Source organism: Tardiphaga sp. 841_E9_N1_2, from assembly GCF_051811065.1.
Lineage (GTDB): Bacteria > Pseudomonadota > Alphaproteobacteria > Rhizobiales > Xanthobacteraceae > Tardiphaga > Tardiphaga robiniae.
This window is the reverse complement of the sequence record NZ_JBPWQC010000001.1, coordinates 4900159-4915417: the sequence shown is the minus strand read 5'-3', so window position 1 is coordinate 4915417 and position 15259 is coordinate 4900159. Positions and strand designations below refer to the sequence as shown.

The window sequence follows — 15259 nt, the reverse complement described above, 5'->3', positions numbered from 1 at the left end:
GCGCATCATCCGCTTCAGGTTGCATTGATGTCGTCGGGATTGTCCGTCACCAACAGGCGCGTCTTTGCCATTGCCGGCCCGGCCATGCTGGCCAATCTGACGACGCCTCTGATCGGCATCGTCTCGACCGCGGCAATCGGCAGGCTTGGCGACCCGCACCTGCTCGGCGGTGTGGCTTTGGCCTCCGTGGCATTCGACTGCATTTTCTGGCTGTTCGGATTTCTGCGCATGGCGACGGTTGCCTTCACCGCACAGGCGCTTGGCGCCGGTGACCGGATCGAGGTGCGCGCTATCCTGCTGCGCGCGTTGATGCTCGGAGCAGCGATCGGGCTGACGCTGATTATCTTGCGGACACCGCTGGCGGCGCTGGTGTTCAGCATCATGGGCGGCAGCGACGCCGTCACATCCGCCGCACGCCAGTATTTCTTCATCCGACTCTGGTCCGCGCCGCTGATGCTCGGCAACTATGTCATTCTCGGCTGGCTGGTCGGCCAGGCGCGCACCGGGATCGCTCTGGCACTGCAGGTCGGCATCAATCTCGCCAACATGGCACTGACCTCCCTGCTGGTCCTGCAATTCGACTTTGGCGTCAGCGGCGCAGCACTGGCCACGGTGATCGCGGAAACCGCGGGCTTCCTCGCCGGCCTCATCGCCATGTGGAAAATCCTCGGCGGCCGCATCGACGTGCCGCGCGCGATCCTGTTCGACGGCATCCGGCTACTACGGTTGTTCGCAGTCAATCGCGACATCATGATCCGTACGGCAGCACTGATTGCTGCATTTCTCTTCTTCACGGCGCAGGGCGCCCGTGCAGGCGACCTGACCCTGGCTGCCAATGCAGTGCTCAACAACTTCGTCATGATCGGCTCGTTCTTCCTCGACGGCATCGCCACCGCCGCCGAGCAACTCTGCGGTCAGGGCACCGGCGCTCGCGACCGCAAGCAGTTTTCCCGGGCCGTAAAGCTCGTCCTGATCTGGAGCACGGCATTCGGCATCGCTGTCACGTTGCTATTCGTGCTGTTCGGCGGCGCGCTGATCGATTTCATCACCACCAGCCCCGAAGTTCGGCTCGCTGCGCGGAATTACATGCTGCTGGCAGCGCTGGCGCCCGCCTGTGGCGTCCTCGCTTACGCCTATGACGGCATCTATATCGGCGCATCGTGGGCGCGCGACATGCGCAACCTGATGCTGCTGGCGTTAGCGATTTACACCGCCGCATGGTTCGCACTGGCCAGCCTCGGCAATACCGGACTATGGCTCGCGTTTCTGGTGTTCATGCTGTCGCGCGGCGCTTTGCAAGCGCTGCGTCATCCGGCCCTGCTGCGACAGTCGTTTCCGCAGCAGGCCTGGCTTACGCCGGCCAGTCTTCCGCTGTGATCGTCGCCGCATCGGCGCCGACGATTTCCGACAGTGAATCACGGCCGGTGCGCAGCAGCGTCGAGGACAGGTCGGCCTTGATGCTGTCGACAAGGCCGACGCCTTTATAGACCAGCGCCGAATAAAGCTGGATCAGGCTCGCACCCGCGCGAATCTTGGTGAGCGCCGCACCGCCGCTGTCGATGCCGCCGGCGCCGATCAGCGGAAATGCACCTTCGACACGCACGAAGGTCTCCGCCACCATGCGGGTAGACAGCCTGAACAAGGGCCGCCCGGACAATCCGCCCTGCTCTTTCGAGCGTGCCTGTTCGCGCAAGGTCGAGGGACGGCCGATAGTGGTGTTCGCGACGATCATGCCATCAACGCCGCGCGAGCGCGCGACATGGACGACATCGTCGAGGTCGGCGAGGCTGAGATCGGGCGCGATCTTCAGCAACACCGGAGAATCTCCCGCATTCTTGCGAACGCGCTCACGCGCATCGATCACCCGCGCCAGCAGATCGTCGAGTTCGGCGGCCTGCTGCAGATTGCGCAGGCCCGGCGTGTTCGGCGATGACACGTTGACGGTGAAATAGCTCGCCACCGGCGCAAAGGTCTCGATCAGCCGCACATAATCCTGCGTGCGATCGGGCGAATCCTTGTTGGCACCGACATTGACACCGACGATACCGCCATTCTGCGCACGTGCAGCCAGCCGACGCAGCACGACCTCTGCACCGTCATTGTTGAAGCCGAGCCGGTTGATGACCGCTTCGTCACGCTCCAGCCGAAAGATGCGCGGGCGTGGGTTGCCGGATTGTGGCTTCGGCGTCACTGACCCGATCTCGGCAAAACCGAAGCCGAGACGGAGCAGCGCGTCCGGCACCTCGGCATTCTTGTCGAAGCCGGCGGCGATCCCCACCGGATTGGGGAAGTTCAGACCGAATGCACGGACCGCGAGTTTCGGATCATCCGGCCGCGGGCGGGCGTAAGGCAGCATGCGCAACCCGCGGATCGCGAGGCGGTGCGCGTCTTCGGCATCGAGCATGCGCAGCATCGGCAGGGAAAAGGCATCTAAAGCGCGGATCACGATTTGAGCTCCGGAATGTCGTGGTTGCCGTCGGAGCGCGCACGCAGATCCATGACGGCCGTGACGGCGCCGAGATCGAGTTCGCCGTAGAGATGCGGGAACAGATCGCCGCCGCGGGATGGCTCCCAGCGCAGGTCGTCACCGAGTGCGTCTGCGTCCACAGCGACCAGAAACAGGCCGGTCTGGCCGAAATAGTACTTCCGGAGCGTCTCGGGGAGCTGTGCCGCGGTCGAGAAGTGGATGAAGCCGTCCCGGGCATCGTCGGCGCTGCCGCGATAGGTGCCCTGGCGCTCGGCCTCGCGCCAGCTCGAGGCCGGACAGATTTTATAGATGGTGCGCAACCGCCCAGACTTCCAATTTGGTTGAATCAGCTGTTTTCGATGTGGTGTGGACGCCCAGTCGCGGGATTCGATGGCTGGAGCCGACAGTTGACCGTATCGGCGCCCCCCCTCCACTTCAAGGCTGCACATTTTTTTCAAATGCCTGTTGCGAAATCCGTGCATTCACGGCAATAATTCCTAGATTTCGCCACGATTCACCGCCCCGCAGAAATCCGGGCCAAGGGACCGAAACCGATGATGCTCTCGCACGCCCAGATCTGGAACGCCCTCGACCGCCTCGCAGAGCGCAACGGCATGTCACCCTCCGGCCTTGCGAAGAAGGCGGGGCTCGACGCCACGACCTTCAACAAATCCAAGCGCATCACCAACGACGGCCGCGAACGCTGGCCGTCGACGGAGTCGGTCTCGAAGGCGCTGACCGCAACCGGCGTGACCATCGACAGCTTCGTCACGCTGATCGAAGGTACCAAGCGCATCGTGCAGTCGGTGCCGCTGCTCGGCTTCGCACAGGCCGGCCATGGCGGCTACTTCGACGACGCGGGTTTTCCCGCCGGCAGCAAGGGCTGGGACGAAGTGGGCCTGCCGTCGGTGAATGACGAGCACGCTTATGCGCTGAAGATCTCCGGCGACTCGATGAAGCCCGCTTATCGCGACGGCGACATCATCGTCGTCTCGCCGGAAGCGCAGATCCGCAAGGGCGACCGCGTCGTGGTCAAGACCAAGGACGGCGAGGTGATGGCGAAGGAATTGAAGCGCCGAACCACGAAGATCATCGAGCTGCAGTCGCTCAATCCGAACCATGTCGACCGCAGCTTTCCGGCCGCCGACATCGCCTGGATCGCGCGCATCGTCTGGGCGAGCCAGTAACCGAACACACTCTAGACTGGCGTCCGGCCACCGAATGATCTATGCGAGTTCCCTATCCGAAACTCGCAACCTTCGGTGGCGCCATGAAAACCAGAACAATCGTTGCCGGCGCGATCGCGCTGGCCCTCGTTAGCGCAGGTTCTCTCGCACATGCGAAGCCCATGACTTGCGCGGTCGTCACGACAAAGCAGATCGAAGCGCTATTCGACCGCTGGAATGCCTCGCTCGCAACGCTCGACCCCGCCAAGGTCACCGCCAATTACGCCTCGGACGCGGTGCTGCTGCCGACGGTGTCGAACACGCCGCGCACCGACAGCGCGTCGATCCAGAGCTACTTCGTGGATTTTCTGAAGAAGCACCCGCAAGGCAAGATCGACACGCGCACCGTCAAGATCGGCTGCAACATGGCATCCGACGTTGGCACCTACACCTTCACGCTGTCCGGCAAGTCCCCCAGCGATACGCAAATCGTCAAGGCCCGCTACAGCTATGTCTATGTCTACCGCGACAAGAAATGGCTGATCGCGCACCACCACTCGTCGGCAATGCCGGAGCCTGTCACGTCGGCGGCGCCGACAGCAGCGCCGAAATAGGCATCAAGAAAAAGGCGCGCTCCATCAGGAAGCGCGCCTTTGACATTTCGTTGGGTGTAAGCCTCAGGCCGAGCGCGCCAGCGCGCCGTCGATCATGTTGATCGCATTCTGCACGCCATAGACCGCGACGAAGGACCCGAAGCGCGGGCCCTTCTCCTGGCCGAGCAGCACTTGGTACAGCATGTTGAACCAGTCGAGCGAGACGCCGGGCCGGCCATCCTTGGCAAGCTTCTTGTGATCAAGGAACGGCTCGCGGCGGCCGATCTCATAGACCGCGTTCTGGATGTCTTCCGGCGTGGCCTCCGCCGGCAGTTGCGAGAGCGCATCGCGCAGATCCTGCAGCGCCACGCGCTCGACATCAGTGGGCTCGCGGAACGTCTTGGTCGGCGCCACGAAGTCCCGATAGTAGTTGATGGCATAGCCGACCATCGCGTCGAGCCGCAGATGCGTCGCCGCGGAGACGCCCGGCCGATAACGCCGGATGAAGCCCCACAGGGTTTCGGCATTCTCGGCGTTCGACGACGACACCAGCGTCAGCAGGAGTTGGAACGTGACCGGCATATCCGCCACCGGCGGGGCGCCAGCGTGAATGTGCCAAGCCGGATTGGACAGCCGCTGCTTGGGATCCTGCTTCGCATAGCCTTCGACGAACTGCTGGTACTCGTCGACATTGCGCGGAATCACGTCGAAGAACAGCCGCTTGGCCGCCTTCGGTTCGCGATACATGAACAGCGACAATGACTCCGGCGACGCGTAGCGCAGCCACTCGTCGATGGTCAGGCCGTTGCCCTTCGACTTGGAGATCTTGCCGCCCTTGTCGTCGAGGAAGAGCTCATAGTTGAAGCCTTCCGGCGGCGTGCCGCCGAGCGCCGCGCAGATCTTGCCCGACAGCTTTACGGAATCGATGAGATCCTTGCCGGCCATTTCATAGTCGATGCCGAGCGCCGCCCAGCGCATCGCCCAGTCGGCCTTCCACTGGCACTTCACATTGCCGCCGGTGACCGGCGCCGTGACTTCTTCGTTAGTGTCAGGATCGACATAGGTGATGGTGCCGGCGGCAACGTCGCGGCGAATCATCGGCACTTGCAACACGACGCCAGTGGTCTTGCTAATGGGAAGGAACGGCGAATAGGTCGCGCGGCGATCCGGGCCGAGGGTCGGCAGGATGATGTCCATGACCTTGTCATAGACTGCGAGCATCTTCAGCAGCGTCGCGTCGAACCGGCCGGATGTGTAGTAGTCGGTCGACGAAGCGAATTCGTAGTCGAAGCCGAACTGATCCAGGAAGACGCGCAGCCGTGCATTGTTGGCCGCACCGAAGGACGGATATTCGTTCGAGAACGGATCCGGCACCCGCGTCAGCGGCTTGCCGAGATGCGCGGCCAGCATGTCCTTGTTCGGCACATTGTCCGGCACCTTGCGCAGGCCGTCCATGTCGTCCGAGAAGGCAATCAGCCGGGTCTTGATCTTGTCCTCGGTGAGTACGCGGAAGGCGTGGCGCACCATGGTGGTGCGCGCGACTTCGCCGAAGGTGCCGATATGCGGCAGGCCCGACGGGCCGTAGCCGGTCTCGAACAGCACTTCATCTTTCGGCGTTTTTTTCAGACGTGCCACCAGCGCCTTCGCCTGCTCAAACGGCCAGGCGTTGGAAGTCTCGGCGAGCGCGCGCAACTCGCTCGGGCTCATGGTGGGGTCTAGCGTGGACATCGTATTTTGGGCCTCCGGGCCGCGGAACCTAGCGGCTCCGCACCGAAATGCCAAACCGCGGGATGAGAAAATTCAGAAAGGGCTGACCGAGAAATAACGCAGCCACAAATCGGTGTAGCGGCCTTTCTCCCAGACCCGGAACAGGGCCCAGTTCAGCGCCTGGCGCAGCGTGTCGTTGCCTTTGCGGACGGCGATGCCGATGCCCTCACCGAAAAAGCGGCTTTCGATGAAGGGGCCGCCGCTGAAGGCGCAACAATCGGCGGAATCGCTGCCATTGATCCAGAAGGCGAACGAGATCGCATCGCCGAAGATGAAATCGACCTCGCTGCGTTTCAGCGCCTGGCGTAGCGCATCGTCGCTTGGAAAAGGCACCAGCACCGCATCGGTGAACATCGCCTTCAGATAGGCCTCATGGGTCGAGCCCGCGATCACGCCGACCTTCTTGCCCTCGAGATATTCCGGGCGGATCTCCGGCATCACCGCATTCCTGCGAGCCACGAAGCGCGCCGGCGCACGGTAATAGGGATCGGTGAAATCGACGCGGGCGCGAATCTGCGGCGTCACCGCCATGGAGGCGATGATCGCGTCGCCCCGGTTGCTGGAAATGGCATCGAGCAACGTCTCGAAGCGGCGCATCTGTACGGTGCAAGTGACCTTGATCTCCTCGCAGAGAAGGCGTGCGAGATCGACGTTGAAGCCCGCCGGATTGCCGTCGGGGCCGGTAAAGTTGAACGGCGGGTAGTCGGTCTCGGTCAGGAAGCGGATCACGGTGATGCGCGACAGGTCCGGCCGGTCCGGACGGCGACGCGGATCCCAGAAGCCCGGCACGGCCTGCGGACCGGGCTGGCTCACAGCCGGAGCCGACGTCTGCGCCAAAGCCGGTGCGGCCGAAAACAGCGACATCCATGCGGCCAGCAAAGCGCCAAGGGTCAGCGCAGTTGCGCGACACTTCATCAGCGGTATTTGGTTGCGGGAATTAACCATCTGTGGTTGCATAGAGTGCTTCCGGATCGCGGTCTTATAGACCATCCGGCGCGAGACGCGAGTAGCGTTTGTGGTGTGAGGGCGTTGCATGGGGGTGCAGCAATCTTCCCGGGGTCATCGGCCGCGCGTTTCGCGCCAGCCGGCCGCTGCAATACGCCCGCCTTCCGCACCCATCGGCAGGACGTCCTCCTTCCCCATGCCGGACCCAGGCGTCGGGTCAGACCGCGGCAAAGATCCGGCCAGCGAGCTCGACTGCCTGCGTGGCATACTCCCGGTCCCGCTTCTGCACGCCGCGGAGCGACGGAGCCGCGAGCTCAATCTGGGCGCCGATCAGGTCCTGATCCAATGGGGCGTGATCAGCGAGGAGACGTATGTCGCGCATCTGGCCCGCCACCTTGGCATCGGCTTCGACGATCTCTCGACAGTCGGGCGCGCTCACTGCCCCCTGGCGGATGCCGATCTTCCGGAGATCGCAGAGTTCGGCATCCTACCCGTTCAGGAGGGTGACACACTCAACTGGATCGTCACGCCGCGTGCCTTTACAGCACGACGCCTGACGCGCTTCTCCGCCACATATCCATCACTTATCGCGCGCATTCGGCTGACCACGCGGCGTCACCTGCATCAATATCTGACCGAGCAAACCGGCGACGCGCTTTCGGATATCGCCGCCGAAGGCCTGCTGCAGACACGACCTGCCATGTCGGCCAAGTCGATCATCGGTTGGCGCAGAGGATTGCAGCCAGCGATTCTGCTGCTGGTATGCGCGGTTCTCGCGCTTCTGTATCCGACGCTGGCGATGGATCTGATCGGCGGCCTGGCGGCGATCTGGTTTCTCGCCTTTTCGCTTCTCAGGCTGACTTGCGTGCTGGTGCCGCCGCAACCGGAGCAACGGTTTCCGCCTTTGCGCGACGACCAACTACCGATCTACTCGGTGGTCGTCGCGCTCTATCGCGAGGAAACGTCCGTTCCGGGTCTGTTGCGATCCCTGCAAAGGCTCGACTATCCCTCCGAAAAACTCGACATCATTCTGGTGCTTGAGCCCGACGATCTGCGGACCCGCGCCGCCGTTGCCAGAGCCCGGCCGGGGCCGCAGGTTCAAGTCCTGATCGCACAGGCGACGGGTCCGAAAACTAAGCCGAAGGCGCTGAATGTTGCACTTCCCTTCGTCCGCGGCAGCTTTCTGACCGTGTTCGATGCCGAAGACGATCCCGACCCCGGCCAATTGCGCGCCGCGCTCGGCATGTTTCGCCAGCATAACGACGACGTCGCCTGCGTTCAGGCCGGGCTGCATTTCGACAATCTGACGCACAGCCTGCTGTCACGCATGGCGGCAGTCGAATATGCCGGGCTGTTCGCGGTCTTCCTGCCCGGGCTGGTCGCATTGGGCATGCCACTGCCCCTTGGGGGCACCTCCAATCATTTCCGCGGCATTAGGTAGCAAACTCACCAAGGAAGGGATGGCTTGGTGAGTGCAATTAATTGCACAAATCGCGGATGACTGAATCCATCCGCCTAGCTCGCACTGATACTTACGAGCACACCATCACAGGGCTGCTCAAGAAGCGCGCCGATCTGTTCAACGAAGCCATTCGCATTCGGGACCGACTAGCCGAGATCAAGAACGACATCGGCGCGCTGGATCGAGTGCTGGGGACGCTGGGCTATACTGGCGATCTGGACGCAGAAATGCCCCGTCAGAAGCGAGAGGTGCTTTTTGGGAAAGGCGAGCTAACCCGGTCCATTTTGGATGAGCTCCGCGACGCGCAAACTCCACTCGGGAGCCGGGAAATAGCTCGGGCTATCGTTGCATTGACTGGGCAGGATGCGCGCGACCGCAAATTCATCACTGAATTGACGAAACGAGTGTCCAAAGCGCTCCGTATATTGAAGCAGGACGGGAATGTACGCGCGGTAATCAATAACAACGGCAATTTGTCATGGATGCTGCGACCAATTGGTTAGTGACAGACCACATTAATGACGAATACGACTAATACGTATGAACGCAGCAATAGCGTTGTGCGACTAAAAATGGTTCTTGCTTGCAACATCGCAATAAAATATTGCAATCAAGGAACGTGCAAGTTGCATTTCCGTTGACAACTATCGATGAGTCTGGCGCTGTAAGGCGGGGGGCTTGTCGATAAGCAATGAATGCTTATATGCGCGCCGCTGAGTAGGTATGTTGACGTTTCATTAACTCTTTGAAATGAAACGATTTAATTGACCGTTCAGCTTGCGACGTTAAGTTTGCATTGTTAGGTGACCCTTTGTGGCATGATCGATTAAGATATTGGGGCGGTATTATGGAGTTGCACATGAACAGGACTGACAAAAAGGCGCTGCCAAAGGCGGGCGACAAGGTCGTCCGGATGTACCCGAATAACGGACTCAAGCAGCCGGTTCGTAAGTATAAGGACACCTTTAGCGCTATCGATGTCGTTAAAGAGATGTTCTTTAAGAAAGAGTCGGCAAAAGCCTGATTCTACTTAATTTTTTAGTGAAAAGGCCTTGCTATTAGCGAGGCCTTTTTTTATGCGTGAAGGTTCCGTGACGGAGCAACTTATGGCTGAGTTTGAAAACTTTGAACAACTGGACGACGAGGCGTTTTTCGTCGAGTTCGTTACTGAACACTTTAAAGACGCATGGGATGAAATCGTCTCCCAGGTGGGTCTCAGTCCAATAGTGGACGAGACACGCGTCCGTTTTGCGTTTGAGACGTACAAAAACAACCTCAGCGAAATCCGCGTGCGGCTGCATTCTCAGAACCCGGATCATTACAAGCGAGGCGCGGCTCTATTGGACGCGCTTAATCGGGCGCAGGTGATCCAAGATGTCGAGTATGACGGTGTTTTAATTACAACGTTGCAAGACTATTCGGCTCATGGCCTCAGCCACGCAGATTGCGAATACAGGCTAAAGTTTATCGAGTTCTATGAGAACAACAGTAATCAAGCCATGGCATTCGATATCGCCATGCGTTGCTGCCAAGCATATGAAGATGAAGTGAAACCGTATTCGCCAAATTACTTGGAGAACATGGTCCATTACCTTTGCGAGAACGACGACCAAAACGTTGGTTCATTGTATATGGTCTTGAAGTCTTACTTTACCTGACTTTTCTGCCAATACCCCTTCCACCGCCGCGAGACTGGGTGTGCCAGCGCGGCGTCGGTGGCCATTAGGTATTGTTCGCCATTGCTGATGCGACGGTTGTTCTCGCGCCAAGCCATTTCGCTCGCATAGGCCGATAGGTATGGGCCAGCGACGTGATGATGGATGCCAATCTCAGCACGACGCAGGCGAGAGAAAAACGACTCAGCCTGATTTGTGCACGCGTCGCCGTCCGAATAGCTTTCGCTGTGATTGATGCGCTTCGTCAGGAAGCGAGCATGCAACGCGTCCCAATGAGTTGCCTCGTCAGCATAAATGGTGCTGCCGGGAGCAACGGTCTGGGCGATCTTCATGACCGATGCATCTTCTGACTTGAACACGAAAGGCAGCGTGCGGCCGCCGCGCTCGCGCATAATAACCACCACGCGGCGCTTGCCGTTCTGGTTGACTGCGAAACGGCGGTCGCGACGATTGGTCTTGTTGTTAGCGGGTTTCACATAACCGCCGAAATATGCACCGTCGATTTCGACTTCGCCGGAGACGGTCGCGCCATTGGCTTCTGCGCCCAAGGCTTCACGGATCTTGTGAGCCATCACGAAAGCCGTTTTGTACTGGCAATCTAAGTCGCGGCTAAGCTGCAAAGCGCTATGACCCTTTGCGCCGTTCACGAAGATCGCGATGGCAAGCAGATAGTCGCGGATCGGCATCTTGCGGCTGGCAAAGATGGTGCCGGACGTCACCGAGAACTGGTGCGAGCAGGCCTTGCACTTGAACAGCTTGCGGGTGGTGTAGTCGTAGACGGCGGCGCATTCGCAACGCGGGCAGACCGGCTCGCCGTCAGTGGCAGCCCAGCGAACCAGCTTGAATGTCTGGTAGGCTTCCTCGTCGGACAAACGGGCGACCTTCGCTAAACTTAGCGACCTCGCCTTTGCCGAAATGAGGAAGTGCTGGGCCATGTATTCGCCAACGATTATCGTTGACGTCAGTGATAAGCGTTGAAAGTAGTGACGTCAACACAAATCGTTGGCCTTGACGATAATAGTTGGCGTTGTTACTTTGGTCAGATGACACCTCAACAGTGCCGAGCGGCGCGGGGATGGCTGGATTGGTCACAAAGCGATCTTGCCACCGCCGCCCAGGTTTCTCTTTCGACGGTCCGCGACTACGAGAAAGAGCGGAGAGTTCCGATTGCGAATAATCTAGGGGCAATGAGAGTTGCGCTAGAATCCAATGGCGTTGGTTTCGTTTTTGACGATCACGGCGTGGCATCGGGGATCACGTTCGCGCAGCCCGCTAAAATAGCGGGATAGACGCGATTCCTTGGTTCTGCTAAGTTTGAAAAGACCGCGCCGGATTGCTCCGACGCGGCCGGTGAGCCGGGTTAAGGCGAGGGGGCTACCCTCCTCAACTATTCTGACGGTTTGCCACAAGGGGTACTCCTACTCCGGCTCTGCCGGTGTGTGAGGTGCCTGTGCTCGGGGGAAGGTCGGCAAAAACTCAATCCCCTCTGCGGTGATCAACAGGAGCCTTCTTAGGCTCCTGTTTTCGTTAGGAGGTCAGGCCCGGCATTCTGGCCCCATTCGGCCAAGCCATACCCTCCGTATTCACGGACGTTGTTGAGTGACGCCATACCGGACAGATAGGCGGACAGAGCCTTGTTGGGCTCCTTGCCACCAATCTCGATCCCCGCTTCCGCCATAGCCAAAACCAGTTCCCCCGACGTAGCCCGTGCTTTCTTGGCGGCCAGATACGTTACAGCGGCGGCTTCAATCTGGGACGTCTTGGTCAACTCTCTCGGCATGAATTTATCGGCGTTGCCTGAACCACCGAAAAACTTCGGTTTGGGATGGATGGGTAACGGCCTCCAATCCGGTGCAGGTTCGTAGAGCGCGATCAATTGCCTGACCGATTGCAATTTCTTGTACAGCGGCAGTTCATTGAGTTCTGACTCAAGGCGCTGCGCTTCAGCCTTCGCCGCTTTGAGCATCTCGGAATCAGACATGGTTAATCCCTTCTTTCATGATTAGTACAGGCGACTCAGGGATAGAGTCAAGCGCACTCAGAAGGAGAGGTCAGAACCAGAACATTGTATAGGGATATGTACAGAGCGAAGTCAGGTGAGTTTGCTACCTAATGCCGCATTTCCGCACGGATACCTTGCGCCGCATCGGCGGCTGGGATGCCTATAACGTCACGGAAGATGCCGACCTCGGGATCCGCCTGGCACGACTGGGCTATCGCTCCGTGACCATTCCATCGGTCACGCTCGAGGAAGCACCGATCGCGTTCGGCGCGTGGCTGCGACAACGCTCACGCTGGATGAAAGGCTGGATGCACCTTCTGTCAATCTCCCATATTGGCAGCGATCATAATGCGTTATGCGCTAATCTCTTACTGGCGCGTCTCGTATCGCAACACCATCGCAACAAGCCGGCTCAATCGACGAAATCAAAAAACTCTAGGCTGTGCAGTCGGATCGAAACAATTCTCGACGTTGCCAAGGCGAAAGGTTTTCGCCAGCAAAAGAACCCTGCGCGCTGGCGTGGCCATCTCGACCACCTTTTGCACAAGCCGGCAAAGCTTTCCCGCGGCCATCATGCCGCTACGCCACACGAAGATGTGCCAGCATTTTTGGCTGACCTGCGCAAGCGCGAGGCCATCGCCGGACTGGCTTTGAAGTTTTGCATCCTGACCGCCGCACGATCCGGCTAGGTCTTCGGCCTCCGTTGGCCTGAGGTGGACTTCGACAAACGTGTCTGGACGGTGCCGGCGAACGGATGAAGGCAGGCAGACTGCATCGCGTGCCGCTCACCGATCGGGCAGTTGCAATCTTGAAGAAAGTTCATGCTCTGAGTTCGGAAAGTGACCTTGCATTCCCCGGTCAAGTGACGGGGCGGCCGCTATCAAGCATGGCAATGGAGATGATGCTGCGGCGCATGAAAATTACCGACGTTACCGTGCATGGCTTCCGATCGAGTTTTCGCGACTGGGCCGGTAACGTCTCGCACTTTCCGCGAGAGATTGCCGAGGCTGCCCTTGCGCACGAGATCGGCGACAAATCGGAGCAGGCCTACCTACGTAGCGATGCACTCGACAAGCGGCGCGCTCTCATGGAGGCGTGGGCTGCGTGGTGTGATTCGCCAAAAGTGAGTGATGTCCTGCAAATTTCCAAGCGGCTATAAAATCTGGAACCAGCTGTACGATAGGGCTAACGCGATTTCTGTTATAGCCCTTTGGATTTACCAAGTGTCGCCGCTACCACTTGTATGTCGCCGGTTGGCGGCAAACAGAGAGGGACATATGGACACAGGGAAACCGCGAAGTCTTCTACGAACTATCATTGAGGCTGCCGACGAACTGCGAGTCGGTAGGAGCACCATTTACGAGTTGATCCGCACCAAGCAGCTAGAGACAGTAAAAATCGGGCGATGCACGCGCATTCCGGCGGCATCGATTGCGACTTTCGTCGATCAACTCCGGCTAAAAGCCGCATAACAGCGCCTTTGACCTGAGATATTTCCGCGCGGTGCGATCGGCGCCGCTCGGCAGCGACTACTTCAAATTCATCATTGAGAGCTACGCAATGGACACTCAAGTGACCAAACGGTCGGACCTTGCCTATCAGGCGGTCGCCGACCACGTCGAAGGTGACGATATCCCACCTGCCATCAAGGAGATCAACGAGCATAATGCTCTGACCATGTGGGGCGGCAAAGCCGTTGTCGTCCATGAAGACGAGACGGGCGCGCTGCAGATCCGAACAGTGGATGCGCACAAAAACTGGCTCGCCAATCGGCGGGTGCAGATCACAGATGCCGAGGGTAATTCAAAAACCTTGCCTCTCGGCGTTGCATGGCTGACGCATCCTCAGCGGCGACAGTATGAGGGGGTCGAGTTCTTCCCGAACCCTGACGGCAAATCGGGGCGACCCAACTTTCTGAATCTGTGGCGGGGTTTCTCGGTCGAACCATCCCAGAACGGCAGCTATGGCGTCTTCCGCGATCACATCTTCAATAACGTCTGCGATTCCGATCCGGCGTTGTACGCGTATGTCTTTGGTTGGTTCGCACACATGATGCAGAGGCCGCGCGACAAGCTCGGAACCGCGCTTGTGCTGTGCGGCAAAATGGGAGCCGGCAAGAGCAAGCTCGGTGAGGTGTTCGGCTCGCTGATTGCCCCGCATTATGTGCAAGTCGATGAGGCGCGCTACGTCACCGGCAACTTCAATAGCCACATGGCCGACTGCCTGCTGTTGCAAGCGGACGAGGCAGTTTGGGCCGGCGACAAGGCCGCTGAAGGCCGCCTGAAGGGTCTGATCACCTCCGAGAAGCAATTGATTGAAGCGAAGGGTGTCGAACCGATCCGCGTGCCTAACTACGTTCATTGCATCATGACATCCAATGAGAGCTGGGTCGTCCCTGCCGGCCTCGACGAGCGGCGGTTTTGCGTCCTCGATGTGCATCCGCGTTGTGCCCAGAATCATCTCTACTTCCAGGAGATGCACAATGAACTTAAAGCTGGGGGCCGCGAGCGGCTGCTCTATGATCTGCTCAACTTCGATCTCGACAGCGTCGACCTGCGGGTCATTCCGAAGACGCAGGCGCTGCTGGATCAGAAGCTCCGGTCACTGGAATCGGTCGACAGCTATTGGTACGGCCGCCTGTGGGAAGGCACGACCTTGAGCGACGGCTCGGAATGGTTGGAGAGCATTAACACCGAGACGCTGTTCCAGGACTACATCAAGGTCTCAACCCAAATCGGCGAGCGGCGACGGCAGAAGAAGTCACAATTCGGGGAACGGCTGAAGAAGCTGGGTGCCACTAAGAACCGGCCTTCGGAGAAGAGCGAAGAAGGTGAGTCCTCGCGGCCTTATCACTATTGTTTCCCTTCCCTGGAGGAAGCGCGGTCCAAGTTTCAGGGCCTTGTCGGGCAGATTATCGATTGGCCCGCGATGCCCGCAGTGGGCGGCGCTGACGAGGAGGTTCCTTAAACGAGTGATCGCGTCCGGGCAGTCCGGGCTGTCCGGTCGTTTCGAACAAGGTCGGAGCCCACAACTTGAGGCGGGAGAGAGGGCATTTCGAAAGAAATGTCCTACTTTTCTAAAAATACAAAAAAGATAGGACTGGTTGGACGCAGCCTTTGTGTAGAGGCAGTTCTCGCGTCCAAGCAGTCCTAAAACGACTGGACATGGTTGGACAAAATGC

Annotated in this window: 17 protein-coding genes and 1 pseudogene; 12 read left to right on the top strand and 6 right to left on the bottom strand. The window is 59.3% G+C overall.

Translation table 11 applies throughout. The features are described from left to right. Window positions 1–27: 27 nt before the first annotated feature. Window positions 28–1377, top strand: coding sequence for an MATE family efflux transporter (locus AB8A50_RS23590; protein ID WP_439079081.1), 1350 nt, complete (start codon window positions 28–30; stop codon window positions 1375–1377). Here the strand turns inward: AB8A50_RS23590 and AB8A50_RS23585 are convergent. Both AB8A50_RS23585 and AB8A50_RS23580 read right to left on the bottom strand, forming a co-directional pair. Next, entirely contained in the window at window positions 1352–2446 is a 1095-nt protein-coding gene (locus AB8A50_RS23585; protein WP_439079080.1) for a quinone-dependent dihydroorotate dehydrogenase, read from the bottom strand. The two genes, AB8A50_RS23590 and AB8A50_RS23585, sit on opposite strands and share 26 nt — an antisense overlap. Continuing rightward, window positions 2443–2787, bottom strand: coding sequence for a DUF952 domain-containing protein (locus tag AB8A50_RS23580; protein WP_170849835.1), 345 nt, complete (start codon window positions 2785–2787; stop codon window positions 2443–2445). Before AB8A50_RS23580 ends, AB8A50_RS23585 begins: the two co-directional genes overlap by 4 nt. Before the next feature lie 237 nt (window positions 2788–3024). Here AB8A50_RS23580 and AB8A50_RS23575 point away from each other — a divergent pair, with 237 nt between their 5' ends. Together AB8A50_RS23575 and AB8A50_RS23570 are read left to right on the top strand one after the other, a co-directional pair. Beyond that, a complete protein-coding gene (locus AB8A50_RS23575) occupies window positions 3025–3654 on the top strand; it encodes a S24 family peptidase (protein ID WP_089266927.1) in 630 nt (209 codons plus the stop codon). A gap of 83 nt (window positions 3655–3737) precedes the next feature. Then, window positions 3738–4247, top strand: a complete 510-nt coding sequence (locus AB8A50_RS23570) for an SgcJ/EcaC family oxidoreductase (protein ID WP_309940652.1) — start codon at window positions 3738–3740, stop codon at window positions 4245–4247. 63 nt (window positions 4248–4310) lie between these two features. Here the strand turns inward: AB8A50_RS23570 and AB8A50_RS23565 are convergent, their stop codons facing one another. Together AB8A50_RS23565 and AB8A50_RS23560 are read right to left on the bottom strand one after the other, a co-directional pair. Beyond that, a complete protein-coding gene (locus tag AB8A50_RS23565) occupies window positions 4311–5954 on the bottom strand; it encodes a lysine--tRNA ligase (RefSeq protein WP_439079078.1) in 1644 nt (547 codons plus the stop codon). Between the two features lie 72 nt (window positions 5955–6026). Then, window positions 6027–6908: a transporter substrate-binding domain-containing protein gene (locus AB8A50_RS23560; protein ID WP_439073457.1), complete on the bottom strand. Its 882-nt coding sequence runs from the start codon at window positions 6906–6908 to the stop codon at window positions 6027–6029. A gap of 118 nt (window positions 6909–7026) precedes the next feature. Here AB8A50_RS23560 and AB8A50_RS23555 point away from each other — a divergent pair, with 118 nt between their 5' ends. The 4 genes from AB8A50_RS23555 to AB8A50_RS23540 all read left to right on the top strand — a co-directional run bounded on the left by AB8A50_RS23555 (window position 7027) and on the right by AB8A50_RS23540 (window position 10058). Continuing rightward, a complete protein-coding gene (locus AB8A50_RS23555) occupies window positions 7027–8379 on the top strand; it encodes a glycosyltransferase (protein WP_439079077.1) in 1353 nt (450 codons plus the stop codon). A gap of 56 nt (window positions 8380–8435) precedes the next feature. Continuing rightward, complete coding sequence (locus AB8A50_RS23550) at window positions 8436–8903, top strand: hypothetical protein (RefSeq protein WP_439079076.1); 468 nt, start codon at window positions 8436–8438, stop codon at window positions 8901–8903. A gap of 356 nt (window positions 8904–9259) precedes the next feature. Continuing rightward, complete coding sequence (locus tag AB8A50_RS23545; RefSeq protein WP_439079075.1) at window positions 9260–9424, top strand: hypothetical protein; 165 nt, start codon at window positions 9260–9262, stop codon at window positions 9422–9424. An 82-nt stretch (window positions 9425–9506) separates the two neighbouring features. Further along, a complete protein-coding gene (locus AB8A50_RS23540) occupies window positions 9507–10058 on the top strand; it encodes a hypothetical protein (RefSeq protein ID WP_439079074.1) in 552 nt (183 codons plus the stop codon). Here AB8A50_RS23540 and AB8A50_RS23535 read toward each other — a convergent pair. Then, the gene (locus AB8A50_RS23535; RefSeq protein ID WP_439079073.1) at window positions 10046–11011 is read right to left on the bottom strand and encodes an IS1595 family transposase; all 966 of its coding nucleotides are present in this window, start codon (window positions 11009–11011) and stop codon (window positions 10046–10048) included. The two genes, AB8A50_RS23540 and AB8A50_RS23535, sit on opposite strands and share 13 nt — an antisense overlap. A 108-nt stretch (window positions 11012–11119) precedes the next feature. Here AB8A50_RS23535 and AB8A50_RS23530 point away from each other — a divergent pair, with 108 nt between their 5' ends. After that, window positions 11120–11365 carry a helix-turn-helix domain-containing protein gene (locus tag AB8A50_RS23530; RefSeq protein ID WP_439080022.1) on the top strand — a complete coding sequence of 82 codons (246 nt, stop codon included), beginning with the start codon at window positions 11120–11122 and terminating at the stop codon, window positions 11363–11365. A gap of 221 nt (window positions 11366–11586) precedes the next feature. Here the strand turns inward: AB8A50_RS23530 and AB8A50_RS23525 are convergent, their stop codons facing one another. Further along, window positions 11587–12057 (bottom strand): hypothetical protein, encoded by a 471-nt coding sequence (locus AB8A50_RS23525; RefSeq protein WP_439079072.1) that lies wholly within the window; start codon window positions 12055–12057, stop codon window positions 11587–11589. 137 nt (window positions 12058–12194) lie between these two features. On the opposite strand from AB8A50_RS23525, the pseudogene AB8A50_RS23520 reads away from it, so the two are divergent. From AB8A50_RS23520 to AB8A50_RS23505, 4 genes and pseudogenes are all read left to right on the top strand, one after another. Next, window positions 12195–12767 (top strand): annotated as a pseudogene (locus AB8A50_RS23520) (glycosyltransferase family 2 protein); the annotation flags it as partial. A gap of 65 nt (window positions 12768–12832) precedes the next feature. Further along, on the top strand, window positions 12833–13237 hold the full coding sequence (locus AB8A50_RS23515; protein WP_439079071.1) for a tyrosine-type recombinase/integrase: 405 nt from the start codon (window positions 12833–12835) through the stop codon (window positions 13235–13237). Next, the gene (locus AB8A50_RS23510) at window positions 13209–13550 is read left to right on the top strand and encodes a helix-turn-helix domain-containing protein (RefSeq protein ID WP_439079070.1); all 342 of its coding nucleotides are present in this window, start codon (window positions 13209–13211) and stop codon (window positions 13548–13550) included. Before AB8A50_RS23515 ends, AB8A50_RS23510 begins: the two co-directional genes overlap by 29 nt. Window positions 13551–13638: 88 nt before the next feature. Further along, the gene (locus AB8A50_RS23505) at window positions 13639–15045 is read left to right on the top strand and encodes a primase-helicase family protein (RefSeq protein ID WP_439079069.1); all 1407 of its coding nucleotides are present in this window, start codon (window positions 13639–13641) and stop codon (window positions 15043–15045) included. The last annotated feature ends 214 nt before the right edge of the window (window positions 15046–15259 follow it).